General features: G+C 65.0%; 21 protein-coding genes. 20 read left to right on the top strand and 1 reads right to left on the bottom strand.

The features are described 5' to 3' along the window. Positions 1–46: 46 nt before the first annotated feature. From napE to ACU8YE_RS17315, 17 genes are all read left to right on the top strand, one after another. Positions 47–211 (top strand): periplasmic nitrate reductase, NapE protein, encoded by a 165-nt coding sequence (gene napE / locus ACU8YE_RS17395; RefSeq protein WP_082075987.1) that lies wholly within the window; start codon positions 47–49, stop codon positions 209–211. A gap of 88 nt (positions 212–299) precedes the next feature. Further along, positions 300–644, top strand: coding sequence for a chaperone NapD (locus ACU8YE_RS17390; RefSeq protein WP_092972571.1), 345 nt, complete (start codon positions 300–302; stop codon positions 642–644). Continuing rightward, positions 616–3,132, top strand: a complete 2,517-nt coding sequence (gene napA / locus ACU8YE_RS17385) for a periplasmic nitrate reductase subunit alpha (RefSeq protein ID WP_414561023.1) — start codon at positions 616–618, stop codon at positions 3,130–3,132. Before ACU8YE_RS17390 ends, napA begins: the two co-directional genes overlap by 29 nt. 40 nt (positions 3,133–3,172) lie before the next feature. Further along, the gene (locus ACU8YE_RS17380) at positions 3,173–3,676 is read left to right on the top strand and encodes a nitrate reductase cytochrome c-type subunit (RefSeq protein ID WP_232040893.1); all 504 of its coding nucleotides are present in this window, start codon (positions 3,173–3,175) and stop codon (positions 3,674–3,676) included. A gap of 12 nt (positions 3,677–3,688) precedes the next feature. Beyond that, positions 3,689–4,276, top strand: a complete 588-nt coding sequence (locus ACU8YE_RS17375; RefSeq protein WP_232040894.1) for a cytochrome c3 family protein — start codon at positions 3,689–3,691, stop codon at positions 4,274–4,276. Positions 4,277–4,331: 55 nt separating this feature from the next. Beyond that, the gene (gene ccmA / locus ACU8YE_RS17370) at positions 4,332–4,964 is read left to right on the top strand and encodes a cytochrome c biogenesis heme-transporting ATPase CcmA (protein ID WP_446929270.1); all 633 of its coding nucleotides are present in this window, start codon (positions 4,332–4,334) and stop codon (positions 4,962–4,964) included. Further along, positions 4,961–5,629, top strand: coding sequence for a heme exporter protein CcmB (ccmB, locus tag ACU8YE_RS17365; protein WP_260802095.1), 669 nt, complete (start codon positions 4,961–4,963; stop codon positions 5,627–5,629). The genes ccmA and ccmB overlap by 4 nt, the downstream gene beginning before the upstream one ends. A 4-nt stretch (positions 5,630–5,633) precedes the next feature. Next, positions 5,634–6,419, top strand: coding sequence for a heme ABC transporter permease CcmC (gene ccmC, locus ACU8YE_RS17360; RefSeq protein ID WP_446929248.1), 786 nt, complete (start codon positions 5,634–5,636; stop codon positions 6,417–6,419). Further along, a complete protein-coding gene (locus ACU8YE_RS17355) occupies positions 6,416–6,568 on the top strand; it encodes a hypothetical protein (protein WP_232040898.1) in 153 nt (50 codons plus the stop codon). Before ccmC ends, ACU8YE_RS17355 begins: the two co-directional genes overlap by 4 nt. Continuing rightward, a complete protein-coding gene (gene ccmE / locus ACU8YE_RS17350; protein ID WP_232040899.1) occupies positions 6,565–7,035 on the top strand; it encodes a cytochrome c maturation protein CcmE in 471 nt (156 codons plus the stop codon). Before ACU8YE_RS17355 ends, ccmE begins: the two co-directional genes overlap by 4 nt. After that, positions 7,032–9,050 (top strand): heme lyase CcmF/NrfE family subunit, encoded by a 2,019-nt coding sequence (locus tag ACU8YE_RS17345; RefSeq protein WP_446929247.1) that lies wholly within the window; start codon positions 7,032–7,034, stop codon positions 9,048–9,050. Before ccmE ends, ACU8YE_RS17345 begins: the two co-directional genes overlap by 4 nt. Then, positions 9,047–9,589 (top strand): DsbE family thiol:disulfide interchange protein, encoded by a 543-nt coding sequence (locus ACU8YE_RS17340; protein ID WP_446929246.1) that lies wholly within the window; start codon positions 9,047–9,049, stop codon positions 9,587–9,589. Before ACU8YE_RS17345 ends, ACU8YE_RS17340 begins: the two co-directional genes overlap by 4 nt. Continuing rightward, positions 9,582–10,052, top strand: a complete 471-nt coding sequence (locus tag ACU8YE_RS17335) for a cytochrome c-type biogenesis protein (RefSeq protein WP_232040902.1) — start codon at positions 9,582–9,584, stop codon at positions 10,050–10,052. Before ACU8YE_RS17340 ends, ACU8YE_RS17335 begins: the two co-directional genes overlap by 8 nt. Continuing rightward, entirely contained in the window at positions 10,049–10,948 is a 900-nt protein-coding gene (ccmI, locus tag ACU8YE_RS17330; RefSeq protein ID WP_260802100.1) for a c-type cytochrome biogenesis protein CcmI, read from the top strand. Before ACU8YE_RS17335 ends, ccmI begins: the two co-directional genes overlap by 4 nt. Before the next feature lie 95 nt (positions 10,949–11,043). Then, positions 11,044–12,129: a bifunctional DNA-binding transcriptional regulator/O6-methylguanine-DNA methyltransferase Ada gene (gene ada, locus ACU8YE_RS17325; protein WP_260802101.1), complete on the top strand. Its 1,086-nt coding sequence runs from the start codon at positions 11,044–11,046 to the stop codon at positions 12,127–12,129. A gap of 6 nt (positions 12,130–12,135) precedes the next feature. Continuing rightward, entirely contained in the window at positions 12,136–12,399 is a 264-nt protein-coding gene (locus ACU8YE_RS17320) for an Ada metal-binding domain-containing protein (protein WP_232040905.1), read from the top strand. A 38-nt stretch (positions 12,400–12,437) separates the two neighbouring features. Beyond that, positions 12,438–12,878, top strand: a complete 441-nt coding sequence (locus ACU8YE_RS17315) for a hypothetical protein (RefSeq protein WP_260802102.1) — start codon at positions 12,438–12,440, stop codon at positions 12,876–12,878. 73 nt (positions 12,879–12,951) lie between these two features. Here the strand turns inward: ACU8YE_RS17315 and purM are convergent, their stop codons facing one another. After that, entirely contained in the window at positions 12,952–14,007 is a 1,056-nt protein-coding gene (gene purM / locus ACU8YE_RS17310) for a phosphoribosylformylglycinamidine cyclo-ligase (protein ID WP_260802103.1), read from the bottom strand. 163 nt (positions 14,008–14,170) lie between these two features. Here purM and ACU8YE_RS17305 point away from each other — a divergent pair, with 163 nt between their 5' ends. From ACU8YE_RS17305 to ACU8YE_RS17295, 3 genes are read left to right on the top strand one after another with little or no spacing between them, the layout of a single operon-like run. Continuing rightward, positions 14,171–15,241, top strand: coding sequence for an AI-2E family transporter (locus tag ACU8YE_RS17305; protein WP_232040908.1), 1,071 nt, complete (start codon positions 14,171–14,173; stop codon positions 15,239–15,241). A gap of 58 nt (positions 15,242–15,299) precedes the next feature. Continuing rightward, positions 15,300–16,001 (top strand): DnaA regulatory inactivator Hda, encoded by a 702-nt coding sequence (hda, locus tag ACU8YE_RS17300; RefSeq protein ID WP_004631704.1) that lies wholly within the window; start codon positions 15,300–15,302, stop codon positions 15,999–16,001. 52 nt (positions 16,002–16,053) lie between these two features. After that, the gene (locus tag ACU8YE_RS17295; protein WP_232040909.1) at positions 16,054–16,728 is read left to right on the top strand and encodes a histidinol-phosphatase; all 675 of its coding nucleotides are present in this window, start codon (positions 16,054–16,056) and stop codon (positions 16,726–16,728) included. The last annotated feature ends 12 nt before the right edge of the window (positions 16,729–16,740 follow it).

The raw sequence follows: 16,740 nt of genomic DNA, 5'->3' as shown, positions 1-16,740 counted from the left end.
AAAACGTTCGCGCGCCATCTGCGCCGCCTTTATTGGTCGAGTCATCGTGGAACAGCCCCAAAACGTCGACGCGCAACGTAAATCCGAAGAGCTGCGGAGCTTCCTGTTTCTGACGGTCGTCATGGTGCCGGTTCTTTCCGTCATTATCGTGGCCGGATATGGCTTTATCGTGTGGGCAACCCAATTGCTGAGCGGTCCGCCAACGCATTGATATACGCCCGGGGGGTTCCGAGGGCGAGTCGGGTTGTATGTTCGCGCAGCACTGATTAGAAAAAGGCGTGCATCGCCAAAACAGCGTCATGCGAAACACAAGAAAAATAGATATCCCCGTTCGGCCGGCGCCGCTTGATGACGACGAGTGGCATATCGCGGGCGTCCTGGTCCAGACGCGGCCAACCCATATTGCATCTGTCAGCAAGTCCATCGAAGCCATCGCCGGCAGCGAAATCCATGCGGCCAGCGACAACGGCAAGCTCGTGGTCACGCTTGAGGCGCCCAGCTCGCGGGCCATCGCAGCCCACCTGACATTCATTCAACAGATCGACGGTGTGCTGAACACCGCCCTGATCTATCAGCACAACGAAATGGCCGACGCCATGAATGAGGAAATGGACGATGAAAGTCTCTCGCCGCGCGTTCATTAAGCAAACCGCTGCCGCCGCCACCGCTTCGGTAGCTGGCGTCACGCTTCCTGCTGGCGCCGCCAACCTCGTCACCGACAAAGAGCTGACGCAGCTCAAGTGGTCGAAGGCACCTTGCCGATTCTGCGGCACGGGCTGCGGTGTTGAAGTCGCCGTCAAGGACAACCGCGTGGTGGCCACGCAGGGCGACCCGAAGGCCGAGGTCAATCGGGGCCTGAACTGCGTCAAGGGGTACTTCCTCTCGAAGATCATGTACGGCAAGGACCGGCTGACCCAGCCGCTGCTGCGCATGAAGAATGGCAAGTACGACAAGAACGGCGATTTCACGCCCGTGAGCTGGGACCGCGCGTTCGACGAGATGGCGGTGCAGTTCAAGCGCGTCATCAAGGAAAAGGGCCCGACCGCTGTCGGCATGTTCGGCTCGGGCCAGTGGACGATCTTTGAGGGCTACGCTGCCGTCAAGCTGATGAAGGCGGGCTTCCGCTCGAACAACCTCGACCCCAACGCACGCCACTGCATGGCCTCGGCCGTGGCCGGCTTCATGCGCACCTTCGGCATGGACGAGCCGATGGGCTGCTACGACGACTTCGAAGTCGCCGACGCGTTCGTGCTGTGGGGCTCGAACATGGCCGAGATGCACCCGATCCTGTGGTCGCGTGTGACAGACCGACGCCTGTCGGCGCCCAAGACGAAGGTCGCGGTGCTCTCGACGTTCACGCATCGCTCGTTCGATCTGGCCGATATTCCGATCGTCTTTACGCCGCAGGCCGACCTCGCGATGCTCAACTACATCGCGAACTACATCATCACCAACAAGAAGGTCAACACAGACTTCGTCAACAAGCACACCGTCTTCAAGCAAGGGGTAACCGACATCGGCTACGGCCTGCGGCCCGACAACCCGCTGCAGAAGGCCGCCAAGAACGCCGACAAGGTGGGCGACTCCAAGCCGATCTCGTTCGACGAGTTCGCCAAGTTTGTCTCGACGTACGACCTGGACTACACCACCAAGCTGGCGAACCCGGACAAGAGCAAGGAGAAGGAATTCAAGCAGCAGCTCCAGAAGCTTGCCGAGCTGTATGCCGATCCGAAGATCAAGGTCGTGTCGTTCTGGACCATGGGTTTCAACCAGCACACCCGCGGCACCTGGGCGAACAACATGATCTACAACCTGCACCTGCTGACAGGGAAGATCGCCACGCCGGGCAACAGCCCGTTCTCGCTGACGGGCCAGCCTTCGGCCTGCGGCACCGCGCGCGAGGTGGGCACGTTCTCCCACCGCTTGCCGGCCGACATGGTGGTGACCAACCCGAAGCACCGCGAAGAGGCCGAACACATCTGGAAGTTGCCGGCTGGCACGATCCCGGAAAAGCCGGGCTATCACGCCGTGCTGCAGAACCGCATGCTGAAGGACGGCAAGCTCAATGCTTACTGGGTGCAGGTCAACAACAACATCCAGGCCGGCGCCAACCTAGAACAGGAAGGCTATCCGGGCTACCGCAATCCGGCGAACTTCATCGTTGTCTCGGACGTGTACCCGACCGTCACCGCGCTGGCCGCCGACCTGATCCTCCCGAGCGCGATGTGGGTGGAGAAGGAAGGCGCCTACGGCAACGCCGAGCGCCGCACGCAGTTCTGGCATCAGCTCGTGGATGCGCCGGGTGAGGCGCGTTCCGACCTGTGGCAGTTGGTCGAGTTTTCCAAGCGTTTCAAGGTGGAGGAAGTCTGGCCGGAAGACCTCATCGCCAAGAAGCCGGAGCTGCGCGGCAAGACGCTCTACGACGTGCTCTACCGCAACGGCAACGTCGACAAGTTCCCCCTCAAGGACGTCGACCCGGAATACAACAATGCCGAAGCCAAGGCGTTCGGCTTCTACCTCCAGAAGGGCCTGTTCGAAGAGTACGCAAGCTTCGGGCGCGGCCACGGCCACGACCTGGCACCGTTCGACGACTATCACAAGGCGCGCGGATTGCGCTGGCCGGTGGTCAACGGCAAGGAAACGCGCTGGCGCTACAAAGAAGGCAGCGATCCGTACGTCAAGGCCGGCACCGGCTATCAGTTCTATGGCAACCCAGACGGCAAGGCGGTGATCTTCGCCCTGCCCTATGAGGCACCGCCGGAAGTGCCGGACAAGGAATACCCGTTCTGGTTGTCGACTGGCCGCGTGCTGGAGCACTGGCACTCGGGTTCCATGACGCGCCGGGTGCCCGAGCTGTATCGCGCCTTCCCGAATGCAGTCTGCTTCATGCATCCGGAAGATGCGAAGGCGCTGGGGCTACGACGTGGTGTCGAAGTCGAGGTGATCTCGCGGCGCGGCAAGATGCGCACCCGCATTGAAACGCGCGGCCGCAATCAGCCGCCGAAGGGTCTGGTATTCGTGCCCTGGTTCGATGCGAGCCAGCTCATCAACAAGGTCACACTGGATGCAACCTGCCCGATCTCGCTGCAGACGGATTTCAAGAAATGCGCCGTCAAGATCGTGAAGGTCTGACGAGCCCAGGCAGACGACACACGCGCAACCGGAAAACGTCATGAAGCTCAGCCGACTCCTGGGACTGCCAGCCGCCATCTGTGCGCTGCTGCTGGCAACCCTTGCCAACTTGCCCGCGCAGGCCCAAGGCGTTGTCGACGCCATGCGCGGCCCCACGCCGATCGCCGCCGAATCGACACCGCCGATCCTGTATCCGACCGAAAACAAGGACGTGCGCCGCGAGCGCAACTACACCGGGCAACCGCCAACGATTCCGCACAAGATCGACGGCACGTACATGTATCAGATCAACAAGGACCACAACGGTTGTCTGTCTTGCCATGCGCGTACGAAGGCCGAAGAGATGCGTGCGATCGCAATCAGCCCCACGCACTACGTTGACCGCGATGGCCATCAACTGGCCGACGTTTCGCCGCGCCGCTTCTTCTGCACGCAATGCCACGTGCCGCAGGCCGACGCCAAGCCGCTTATCACCAATACGTTTGTCGATGTCGATGAACTGCTCAAACGCAAGCCTGATGGCAAGAGCGTTGGCAAGAACTGAGGCGGTGCAGCCATGTTCGACCTGATCAAGCGCTACTGGCGCACCATCAACCGGCCCAGCGCGTATTTCAGCCTGGGCTTTCTGACGTTGGGCGGCTTTGTTGCCGGCGTGGTGTTCTGGGGCGCATTCAACACCGCGATGGAGGTGACCAACACCGAGGCGTTCTGTACGGGTTGCCACGAAATGCACGACAACGTGTACCAGGAGCTGCAGAGCACGATCCATTACACCAACCGCAGCGGTGTACGCGCGATCTGCTCCAACTGTCACGTTCCGCACGCCTGGACGAACAAGATTGCACGGAAGATGCAGGCATCCAAGGAAGTGTGGGGCAAGATCTTCGGCACCATCGACACGCGCGAGAAATTCGAAGCGCATCGGCTCGAACTGGCCCAGCATGAATGGGATCGGCTCAAGGCCAACGATTCATTGGAATGCCGCAACTGCCACAACTACGAATCGATGGACTTCACGCGACAAAGCCCGCGCGCGTCGGCCATGCACTCCCAATATCTGGGCAGCAAAGAGAAAACCTGTATCGACTGCCACAAGGGTATTGCGCACCATCTGCCCGACATGTCGAAGATGAAGACCGAGTAAAGCACGTGAACGTGCTGCCGGCGCTAGACCCCGTTTGACTCAGCCCCCCACTGCCGTGCTTGTTGCCAGCCAATTGACGTTCTCGCGCGCCGGCCGTCGGATCTTCCGCGAGCTGGACCTCTCGGTGTCGGCGGGCGAGCTGGTGCAGGTAACAGGGGCGAACGGCAGCGGCAAGACGACGTTGCTGCGCGTGCTCTGTGGCCTGCTGGCACCGGCAAGCGGCTCGCTCACGTGGCATGGTGCGCCCGTGCGCAGCGGCGATCCCACCTTCCTCAATGCGCTTTGCTACGTTGGCCACACCAACGGCATCGATCCAGATCTCACTGTGACGGAGAGCCTGCGTCTGGCCATGCAACTGGCCGGATTGCGCGATTCGGCGGCGGAGCCGTTTGGCATCGGGCTCGCACTGGACGCGCTCGACCTCGGCAAGCTTGCCGACACGCCTGTGCGCAAGCTCTCGCAAGGCCAGCGTCGGCGGGTGGCACTGGCGCGCTTGCTGCTCGCGCGGCGCGAGCTGTGGCTGCTCGACGAGCCGATCGCTTCGCTCGACGACCGCGCAGCCGACCTCTTCACAGCGCAGCTCGATACGCACTTGCGCGCCGGCGGCATGGCGATCATGGCCACGCATCAGTTGCTGTCGCGCCCGGAAGGGGTGAATCGCGTGCTCAGGCTTGGAGGCGCCGCATGAAGCCAATGCTGATGGCCATTCTGCGACACGACCTTGCGCTCTCATGGCGGCGGCGCGGCAACCTCGTCGGCGGCGTGGTGTTCTACGTCATTGCGGCGAGCCTGTTTCCCCTGGCCATCGGCCCCGACCCGCAGCAATTGCGCATGCTTGCACCGGGCATCCTGTGGGTGGCGGCGCTGCTGGCATCGATGCTCTCGCTCTCTCGGTTGTTTGCGCAGGAACACGCCGATGGCAGCCTCGATCAACTGCTGTTGTCGCCGCACCCGCTTGCGCTGATCGTGCTGACGAAGATTGCCGCGCACTGGCTCGCGAGCGGCTTGCCGTTGCTGCTGCTGACGCCCATCCTGGCCCAGCAGTACAGCCTGCCGCTGCATGCAACGCTGTTGCTGACGGCCACGCTGCTGATCGGTACGCCAGCCATTGCGCTGATCGGCGCCGTTGGTGCAGCACTCACGCTGGGCGTGCGCAACGGCGCAGCGCTGTTGTGCATCCTCGTACTGCCGCTCTGTGTGCCCGTGCTTGTGTTTGGCGCAGGCGCCGGATCCGCTGCAGACGCGGGGCTCGATGTCATGCCGCATCTGTCACTGCTGGGCGCTTGCCTGGCGCTGTCGCTGTTTGTCTGTCCGCTGGCTGCCGCCGCCGGACTGCGCATTGCCGTGGAATGACCCGATGACGAACCGATCCGGACTCCACACCACGCCCATCGCCGTGCGCCAATCTGCATCGCGGCGCTGGAACTGGCTCGCGTATGCGTCGCCCGTGCGGTTTGATCCGCTCGCGCGCAAGTTGGCACCGTGGTTTGGCGTGGCCGCACTTCTGTTCCTCATTGCCGGCCTCTACGTCGGCTTTGCTGTGGCGCCTACCGATGCGCAGCAAGGCGAGGTCTATCGCATCATCTTCCTGCACGTGCCGGCCGCGTGGATGTCGATGTTCATCTACCTGGTGATGGCCGGTTATTGCGCGCTGGGGCTGGTGCTGCGCACCCGGCTTTCGTCGATGATGGCCTCGGCTCTGGCACCCACTGGCGCGCTGTTCACTGCCATTGCGTTGTGGACTGGCGCGCTGTGGGGCAAGCCGACGTGGGGCACGTGGTGGGTGTGGGATGCGCGATTGACCTCGGAGTTGCTGCTGCTGTTTCTGTACCTCGGCTTCATCGCGCTGGAGAGCGCCATTGAAGAGCCCCGCCGCGCCGAACGCGCCTGCGCCGTGCTGGCCGTGGTGGGCGTGGTCAACATCCCCGTGATCTATTTCTCGGTGCAGTGGTGGAACACGCTGCACCAGGGCGCGTCCATCAGCCTGACGGCGGCCCCGTCGATGGCGATGACGATGCTGCTCGGCATGCTGCTGATGACGCTCGCGTGCTGGATGTACAGCATCTGCGTGGCGCTGATTCGCGTGCGTTGCATCATGCGCGAGCGCACTGACGATGACCACAACCTGAGCACGCCGGCATGAGCCAGTTCTCCGTCAATCACGTCGACTATATTGCGGGCGCGTTTGCCGTGGCCGCCATCTGCATCGCGGCCGAGATGCTGCTGCTCGCCCGCCGCTGGCGCGCAGCCAACCGCGCCGCCCACTCCCATCCACACGGCGGCGACCAATGACACGCAGACAACGCCGTCTCGGCATCCTGCTCGCCGCACTGGTGTGCGCGGGTGCGGCTACCGCACTCACGCTGAATGCGTTCCGCTCCAATCTGGTGTTTTTCTTCAGCCCCAGCCAGATCGCTGCCAAGGAAGCGCCTGTGGCCCAGGTCTTCCGTCTGGGCGGGCTCGTTGAACGCGGCTCCATCCAACGCGAACGTGACGGCATGACCATCCGCTTTATCGTCACCGACACCGCGCGCGGTGTGCCGGTCGTCTACCACGGTTTGCTGCCGGACCTGTTCCGCGAGGGAAAGGGCGTCGTCGCGCGCGGGCGGCTGGGCGAAGACGGCATCTTCGTCGCCAACGAGGTGCTCGCCAAGCACGACGAAAACTACATGCCGCCCGAAGCCGCGGATGCCTTACGCCGCGCTGCGCAAGTCAACGAACAGATGGCGAAGGAATCTGCCCGGAGCGCGTCACGATGATTGCCGAGTTGGGCCACTTCGCGTTGATCCTGGCGTTGCTGACTGCGGTCATGCAATCGGTGCTGCCGCTGGTGGGCGCGGCGCGCGACAACGAGCGCTGGATGGCCGTGGCGCGTCCCGCTGCGCGCATGCAGTGCGCGCTGGTGCTGCTGGCGTACGGCGCGCTAACGTGGGCGTTCGTCAGCAATGACTTCAGCGTGCTCTATGTGGCCGCCAACTCGAACAGCGCGCTGCCGCTGCCCTATCGCGTGGCCGCCGTGTGGGGCGGGCACGAGGGATCGATGTTGCTGTGGACGACGATGCTGGCGCTGTGGTCGCTGGCCGTGTCGTTGTTCAGCCGACAGCTGCCGTTGCCCGTGGTGGCACGCGTACTGGGCGTGATGGGGGCCATCAGCACAGGGCTGCTGCTTTTCCTGCTGTTGGTGTCCAACCCGTTCTTGCGCCTGCTACCGCCGGCCATGGAAGGGCGCGATCTCAATCCGCTGTTGCAAGACCCAGGCATGGTGTCGCATCCCCCCATGCTCTACATGGGTTACGTGGGCTTTGCGGTGGCGTTTTCGTTTGCAATGGCCGCGCTTCTGTCGGGTCGGCTCGATGCCACCTGGGCGCGCTGGTCTCGGCCGTGGACAACCGCGGCGTGGGCGTGCCTGACGACCGGCATCATGCTTGGCAGCGCATGGGCGTATTACGAACTCGGCTGGGGCGGCTGGTGGTTCTGGGACCCGGTCGAAAACGCGTCGTTCGTGCCGTGGCTGGCCGGCACGGCGCTGATCCACTCGTTGGCGGTGACGGAAAAGCGTGGCGTATTCCGCGCATGGACGGCGCTGCTGGCCATCTTCACGTTCTCGCTCAGTCTGCTCGGCACGTTCCTCGTGCGCTCAGGCGTGCTGACGTCGGTGCACGCGTTTGCGGTCGACCCGAAGCGCGGTCTCTTCATCCTCGCGTTGCTGGGTATCGTGACGGGCGGCGCACTGGGTCTGTTTGCGTGGCGGGCAAAGCGCTTGTCCGGCAACGCGTCGGAAGGCGCCACGTTTTCGCTGTTCGCGCGTGAATCGTTCCTGCTGGCCAACAACGTGCTCCTGGCCGTGGCGGCTGCCACGGTGTTGCTCGGCACGCTGTATCCGCTGGTGCTGGATGTGCTGCGGCTGGGCAAGATTTCGGTCGGGCCGGCGTATTTCGAGCAGGTCTTTGTGCCGCTGATGTCGCCCGCGGTGCTGCTGATGGGCGCGGCGCCGCTGGCGCGCTGGCGTCATGGTGCGCTGCCGTCGATGGCCGTGCGGCTGCGCTGGGCGGCAGCGGCGAGCGTTGTCATCGGACTCGGACTTGCGGTGTTTTATCGGACGTCCGCACTGGCGGGCCTGGGGCTGACGCTGGCCGCGTGGTGTCTTGCGAGCGCGCTGGCCAGTCTGGCCGAAAAGCTCCGGCAGCCCGGCAATCGACTGACGACCCTGCGGCAGTTGCCGCCGAGCTACTTCGGCATGCTCGTGGCGCACGCAGGGGTCGGCGTGTTCATCGCGGGCGTCACGCTGGTGCTCAGCCAGGAGACCCTACGCGAGTTGCCGGTGCGCGTGGGCGGCGCGGTGGAGGTGGGCGGCTACACGTTCCACCTCACCAGCGTTGCGCCGGGCCAAGGCGCCAATTACGACGTCTTGCGTGGCCACGTCGACGTCAGCCGCGACGGCAAACCCGTGGCCACCCTGCTACCCGAGCGGCGCTTGTACCGCAGTCAGGAAACCCCCACGACCGAAGTCGCCATCGACACCGGCCTCACACGCGACCTCTATGTCGCGCTGGGCGAATCGCTTGGACAAGACAACTGGGCCATGCGCATCTACATCAAGCCCTTCGTCAGTTGGATCTGGGGCGGCTGTGCGCTGATGGTGCTGGGCGGCCTGCTGGCCGTGTGCGACCGCCGCTACCGGCTCCGTCGCCGGTCCACGTCGTCGCGCATCGCGCCCAACACCGCACTGGCCAATCCGTCATTGGCGATGCCTGCAACCGAGGAGCCGCGGTGAAGCTGCGCTACGTGCTGCCGCTGGCAGTGTTCTTTGTTCTGGTGATCGCGCTGGCTGCGGGGCTGTCGCGTGATCCGCGTGAACTGCCCTCGCCGCTGGTCGGCAAGCCCGCACCGGCATTCCGGCTGACGGCGCTGGAGCCGACCGCCAATCCGATCACGCCGAAAGACCTCCAAGGCAAGGTGTGGATGCTCAACGTCTGGGCGTCGTGGTGCACCGCCTGCCGCGCAGAGCACGCCGTGCTGAACGCGTTTGCCAAGCAGTCACCCGTGCCGATCTACGGGCTGAACTACAAGGACGACGCGGAGGCCGCACGGGCGTGGCTCAAACAAATGGGCGATCCATATGTCGCGTCGCTCGTCGACGCTGACGGCAAAGTCGGCATCGACTACGGCGTCTACGGCGTGCCGGAAACCTTCGTCATCGATCGCGCCGGCGTGATCCGCTATCGACAGGTGGGCCCCGTAACGACCGAGTCGATGGAACGCAAGATCGTGCCGCTTCTGCAGCAACTGGAGCAGGAAGGTGGCCATGCATAAGCGCCTGGCTGCCCTCGTTCTGGCTGGCGTCGCGGCGTTCACGTTGCAGATGCCCGCCCGTGCCGCTGCGGCAGACGTCGATCTCGACACCCGCGTCCACGCGCTGTCGGAGCAACTGCGCTGCCTTGTTTGCCAGAACCAGACCCTCGCCGATTCCAACGCCGACCTGGCCGTCGACCTGCGCCGCCAGATTCGAGAACAACTTCGTGCCGGCGCCACCGAGGCCGCGGTAAAGGACTACCTCGTGCAGCGCTATGGCGATTTCGTCCTGTACCGGCCACCCGTCAAACCGCTGACCTATCTGCTGTGGTTCGGCCCGGCGCTGTTGCTGATGGCGGTGGTATTCAGCATCGTGTCGTCCCGCAAACAGCAGAAGGCGCCCCCTGCCGAGATCGACGCCGACGCACAAGCGCGCCTCGCCGCCCTGCTTGCCGCGTCGCCACCGGAAGACCCCCGCCCATGACCGTGATGACCTTGTTCTGGCTGCTGGCGGCCGCCCTCACGGCCGTCACCATGGCGGTTCTCCTGACGCCGTTATTGCGACGCGCGCGCAACGGTGCGGGCGATACGCTCATCCAAAGCCCCACGGCGCGCACCCAGATGGTCCGCTGGTACCAAGACCAACTGCGCGAGCTGGATGCCGACCTGCGCAACGGCGCTATCGATGCCGCCAGCCACGCGCGCGCACGCGCAGAGCTTGGCCGGCGGTTGCTGGACGATACGGCCGACACCCCCAGCACTTCGCGGGCGCGCCCCGACCGCCGCCCCGTTCTGCTCGCCGCACTGCTGCTGGCTGCGTTGCCCACCTCCGCCGTACTGCTCTACCAGCATCTGGGCAAACCCGCGTCGCTGTGGATGCCGGGCGACATGATGACCGCCGCCCGCAGCGATCACACCGGCGGAGACGCGCAGATCGAATCGATGGTCAACAGCCTGGCGCAACGGCTGCGCGATACGCCTGACGACGCGCCCGGCTGGGCGCTGCTGGCGCGGTCCTACAGCACGATGGAACGGCCTGCGGACGCCGTCGCCGCTTACGCCAAGGCCGTCGCCCTTGCCCCCGATGTCGCCAGCCTGCGCGCCGATTACGCCGACGCACTCGCCACCGCCCAGGGCGGCGCCCTTGCTGGTGCGCCCACGGAGCAGGTGCGCCTGGCCCTGAAGACCGACCCCGACGAGCCAAAAGCGCTTGCCTTGGCCGCTTCCGCCGCCGTCGAACGTGGTGACGTGGACGATGCAATTGCCCAATGGGAGCACCTGCACCGGCTGCTGCCGCCCGAATCTGCCGGCGCCAAGCGGATCGCCGCCAACTTGGCCGCCGCGCGCGCCGATCAACAAAAAGCACCCGGCGGCAAGTGACGCGCGCCGCGCTTCGAATTTGACCGCAAGACCCGGAGTGCCCGGCCAAAGGCCCGCACCTACAGTACAGTCATCGCAGTCCACTGGATGACGCCATGCAAACCTCCGCCCGCACCGTGCCGGACACCACCCTTGTTGAACATGACCCGCGCTGGGCTCGCGTGCTGGCGCGCGACGCCTCTGCCGACGGGCAATTCGTCTATGCGGTGAAGACCACCGGCGTGTATTGCCAGCCGAGCAGCCCGTCGCGCCTGCCGCGCCCCGAGAACGTCGAATTCTTCGACTCACCTGCCGACGCAGAAGCCGCCGGTTACCGTCCGAGCCGTCGCGCAGGCCCCGATCAGACCACCGTACGCACCCAGCAAACCGCGCTCGTCGCGCAGGCCTGCCGCCGCATCGAGGCAGCCGACACACCGCCCACGCTCGATGCGCTCGCGCAAGACGCCGGCCTGAGCCCCTATCACTTCCATCGCCTGTTCAAGAGCGTCACGGGCCTCACGCCCAAGGGCTATGTCGATGCGCATCGCGCCCGCAAGCTGCGCGCGCAACTGGGACGCGGCAGCACCGTCACCGAGGCCATTTACGACGCCGGATTCAACGCCAGCAGCCGCTTCTACGAGGCGTCGGACAACGTGCTTGGCATGACAGCCAGCCGCTACCGCGCAGGCGGCGCACAGACGACGATCCGCTTCGCGGTGGGGGAATGCTCGCTTGGTTCGATCCTGGTGGCGCAGAGCGATCGCGGCATCTGCGCGATCCTGATGGGCGACGACCCCGACGCCCTCGTGCGCGATCTGCAGGACACGTTCCCGAAGGCAGAACTCATCGGCGGCGATGCCGGTTTTGAAGATCTGGTGGCGAAGGTCGTGGGTTTTGTCGAGGCACCGTCCATCGGCCTGGACTTACCGCTGGACGTACGCGGCACCGCGTTTCAGGAGCGCGTGTGGCAGGCGCTGCGCGAAGTGCCGCCCGGCAGCACCACCAGCTACACCGAGATTGCCGCGCGCATTGGCGCACCCAAGGCGGTGCGCGCAGTGGCGCAGGCCTGTGCGGCCAATCACATCGCGGTGGCCATCCCGTGCCACCGCGTGATCCGCCGGGACGGCAACACCTCGGGCTATCGCTGGGGGGTGGAGCGCAAGCTGGCGCTGCTGGAACGCGAGTCGCAATCCGCCGCATGAAACCGCGTGAGAACGTGGACGCTCATCGGCGCGCGCGGCCAGGCTTACGAGAGCGCCGTGCCCGGCACGCTGGGCGGGCATCGGCGTGCTCGCATCTATGGTCGGCTCGACTGTGCGGCTGCACGCCGAGCCATCGCGCGCGGCGGTTATGTGCGGCACCGCGTGTTCTTCCTGAATGAAGCCGACGCGCGTGCTGCCGGCTACCGGCCGTGCGCGGTGTGCATGCCGCAGGCGTATGCGGCATGGAAGCGATCGGTCAGTTCCGGGTAAAGTCGTGGGCTGAACATCGCCGACACGCTCCGCACATCATGACCAAACCCCTGCTGCTTGCCGCGCTCACAGCCCTCGCGCTGGCGGGCTGCGGCCGCTCCGACGACGCGCACAAGCCTGCCGCACCCGCTCCAGCTTCCACACCTGCGGCCTCTGCCCCTAGTGCAGCCAACTCGGCCAACGCGCCGGCCGCCAGCGCGCCCGCCGTCAGCGAAGCCGAACAGGCCAAGGCCGTCGATCTGGCCCGCGCCGCCATCGAAAAGTACAAGCTGACCACCCTGTCGCAGGGATGCCTGTCGTTCCTGGTGGACCGGGCCGATGACACCCACAACAGCGTCGAAGTGCTGGAAAACCACACCCCGGCGTGCGGTGGCGACCCGAACACCGCACCGCGGGTGGTCACGCTGCTCATCGACAAGGACACCGGTGCGCTGCAGAAGGACGACCCAGCCAGCGGTGAATACGTCCCGCTGAAATAAGCGCCCGCAAGACGACGCGCATAAAAAAACCGCCGAACATATCGGCGGTTTTTTTGTTGGTGCGAACTTCGCGTCAGACCACGAGCGTCTGCGCTTCGCCGGCCTGGCGGGCGCGGATTTCGCCGATCTGGTAGACCGTCTCGCCCGCGTCCTTCAGGTGCGCGATGGCGGCCGGTGCATCGGCTGCCGACACGATCACCACCATGCCGATGCCACAGTTGAACACGCGGTGCATTTCGTCATCGGCCACGTTGCCGGCCTTCTGCAGCCACTGGAACAGCGGCGGCAGCGTCCAGGCGTCCTTGTGCAGCACGGCGGTCAGGTTGTCTTGCAGCACGCGCGGCACGTTTTCGGTCAAACCGCCACCGGTGATGTGCGCCATGCCCTTGACGGTCAGCTTCTCCATCAACGCCAGCAGCGGCTTCACATAGATGCGCGTCGGCGCCATGATGGCGTCCTGCAGGCGCTGGCCGTGGAAATCGGCGTTCAGGTCCGGGCGCGACACCTCGATGATCTTGCGCACCAGCGAGTAACCGTTCGAATGCGCACCCGACGAAGCCAGGCCCAGCACCACGTCGCCCTCGGCAATGGTCGTGCCGTCGATGATCTTGCGCTTTTCGACCGCGCCGACGGCAAAGCCGGCCAGGTCGTATTCGCCGTCCGGGTACATGCTCGGCATTTCAGCGGTTTCGCCGCCGATCAGCGCGCAGCCGGCCAGCTCGCAACCCTGGGCGATGCCCTTGACCACGGTGGCAGCGGTGTCGACGTCGAGCTTGCCGCAGGCGAAGTAATCCAGGAAGAACAGCGGCTCGGCGCCCTGCACCAGGATGTCGTTCACGCTCATGGCGACCAGATCCTGGCCAACCGTGTCGTGACGGTTCAGCGCAAAGGCCAGCTTGAGCTTGGTGCCCACGCCGTCCGTGCCGGACACCAGCACGGGCTCCTGATACTTCTTGGACAGCTCGAACAGCGCGCCGAAGCCGCCGATGCCGCCCAGCACGCCTTCGCGCATGGTGCGCTTGGCAAACGGCTTGATGCGATCGACAAGGGCGTCACCCGCCTCGATGTCGACGCCCGCGTCGCGGTAAGACAGGCCGGTCGATGCGGATGGGGTTTCGGAAGCGCTCATACAGTCGTCTGAATTGAAAAAACCGGGAAAGAAAGCGAGACGGCGGCGGGAAGTCACAAAAATCGGACCCGCCGGTCCAGTAAAATCGCGATTTTACCGGATGCGGCCGTCCCGATGGCCGCTTTTCCGACTCCTCCACCCCGCCATCGGAACCGTCGCCCCCATGAACGCCCCCGTGCTGTCGCAGGAAACCAAGCGCACGCTCGCCTGGATCGCCGTGGCGCTTGTCTTCCTGGCCGTGCTCAAGGCGCTGGCGCCGACGCTCACGCCCTTCGTCTTCGCGTTCATCCTGTCGTACATCCTGCACCCGGGCGTGGAATGGCTGCAGCGCCATCGCGTACCACGCGTGCTGGGCGTGTTTCTGATGATCGTGGTGCTGTCGGTGGTGGGCGTGGCGCTGATGCTGCTGATCCTGGCGGTGCTGCAGCGGGAGATTCCGGCCATCCGCGATCAATTGCCCGGGATGCTTGCCAAGCTCAACGCATTTCTGTCGCCCAAGCTGGACGAATTGGGCCTGCATGTCAGCTTCGATTTTCCGGGCCTGCGCGCCCTGCTTACGGAACAGCTCGCCGCAAGCCCGGACGACGTGGTGGCCCGGGTGCTGACCTATCTGCGCGTGTCGGGTTCGGCGGCCCTCCAGGTGCTGGGCATCTTCTTCCTGGTGCCGATCGTGATGTTCTACCTGTTGATGGACTGGAACATGCTCATGCGCCGTGTCGAAAGCGCCGTCCCGCGCCGCTGGCTGCCAAAAACGCGCGAATTGGCCGCCGAAACAGATGGCCTGCTCTCCCAATACCTGCGCGGACAGATCATCGTGATGCTGGTGCTGGCGGTGTACTACTCGGCGGGGCTGGCGCTGGCCGGCTTTGACGTGGCGCTGCCGGTGGGCATCTTTACAGGGCTGGCCGTGTTCATTCCGTATATCGGCTTTGGCGTGGGGCTCACGCTGGCCATCCTTGCCGCGCTGTTGCAGTTCGGCAACCTCTACGGCTTGCTGGCGGTGGCCGTGGTGTATGGCATCGGCCAGTTCCTGGAAAGCTTCTACCTGACGCCTCGCCTGGTGGGCGAACGCATTGGCCTGCACCCGCTGGCGGTCATCCTCGCCTTGCTGGCTTTTGGCCAATTGTTCGGTTTTTTCGGTATCCTCCTCGCCCTACCGATGAGTGCTGTGCTGCTGGTCGGTTTGCGGCAGATCCGGCAGCTTTACCTGGGCAGCCGGCTCTACCAGGACTGAAAGCCACTGAAGGCGACTGAAGGCAACTGAAAAGTACGGCGACTCCACTCCACGTTTCATGGCCACACCCGAACAGCTCCCGCTCGAACTCGGTGCGACACCCGCTCCGACCTTCGACAACTTCGTCGCCACCGGCAACGAAGAGGCGGTGCTGCGCCTGCGCGCCCTGATTCCGCAAGTGGTGGACGGCACCGCCACCGACCGCCTGGTCTACCTCTGGGGCGAAGAAGGCAGCGGCCGCAGCCACCTGCTGCAGGCCATCTGCGCCCAGACCGAGGCTGGCGGCTACGAAGTCCGCACGCTGGAACCCGACGCCCCGCCCGAAGCCTTCGAATTCGACCCGACCATCACCGTCTGGACCATCGACGACGCAGAGCGGCTGGACGAATGGGCGCAGATCGCCGTGTTCAACCTCGTCAATGAAGTGCGCGCGCATCCGCATGCCGCCATCGCCATCTCCGGGGCCGCCGCGCCGATGGCGATGCCGCTACGTGAAGACCTGCGCACCCGGCTGGGCTGGGGCCTGGTCTACTGGCTGCGCCCGCTCTCCGACGCCGACAAGGTGGAAGCGCTGCGCCAGGCTGCCCGCGAACGCGGCATGCAGCTCTCGGCCGATGTGCCGCAGTGGCTCGTGACGCACTCCTATCGCGACATGCCGAGCCTGATGGCCCTGCTGGACGCCCTCGACACCTATTCGCTCGCCCGCAAGCGCGCCGTCACCCTGCCGCTCGTGCGCGACATGCTCGCGCTGATGAAGTGAATCCCGGGGCTCGCGCGGCCGGTGATGTAACGTTCGGGTAAAATCGCGCCCCATGAATCTGGCCCTCTTCGACCTCGATCACACCCTCATCCCCACCGACAGCGACCACGAGTGGGGACGCTTCCTCATCCGCCGCGGCGTGGTGGACGAAGCTGAGTACCAGCGCAAGAACGATCAGTTCTATGCCGACTACAAAGCCGGCACGCTGGATATCCATGCGTTTCTGCGCTTTGCCCTGGCACCGCTCGCCGCCCACCCGCGGGACACGCTCGCCCAGTGGCACGCCGAGTTCATGCATGACGTGATCCGTCCAAAGATCACACCGCAGGCGCAAGCGCTGGTCTACAAGCACCTGGACGCTGGTGACCTGTGCTGCGTGGTGACCGCCACCAACAGCTTCGTCACCCGCCCGATTGCCGAGGCCTTCGGCATCGACCACCTCATCGCCACCGAACCGGCCACCGCCGACGGCAGCCCAGACAGCGCCTTCACCGGCGACGTGGCCGGCACACCGAGCTTTCGCGAGGGCAAGGTCGCGCGCGTGCACGAATGGCTGGCCAACATGGGCCGCGGCTGGAGCGATTTCGAGCGCAGCACGTTCTACAGCGATTCGGCCAACGACGTGCCGCTGCTGGAGGAAGTGACCGACCCCGTCGCGACCAATCCGGACGACACGCTGCGCAATCTGGCAGCCGCGCGCAACTGGCGCATCATGGATCTCTTCTAAGCAAGGCGCGGC

Source organism: Ralstonia sp. VS2407, assembly GCF_052950655.1.
Note: the sequence above shows the minus strand (reverse complement) of the source record. Positions and strands in the feature narration are given on the sequence as shown.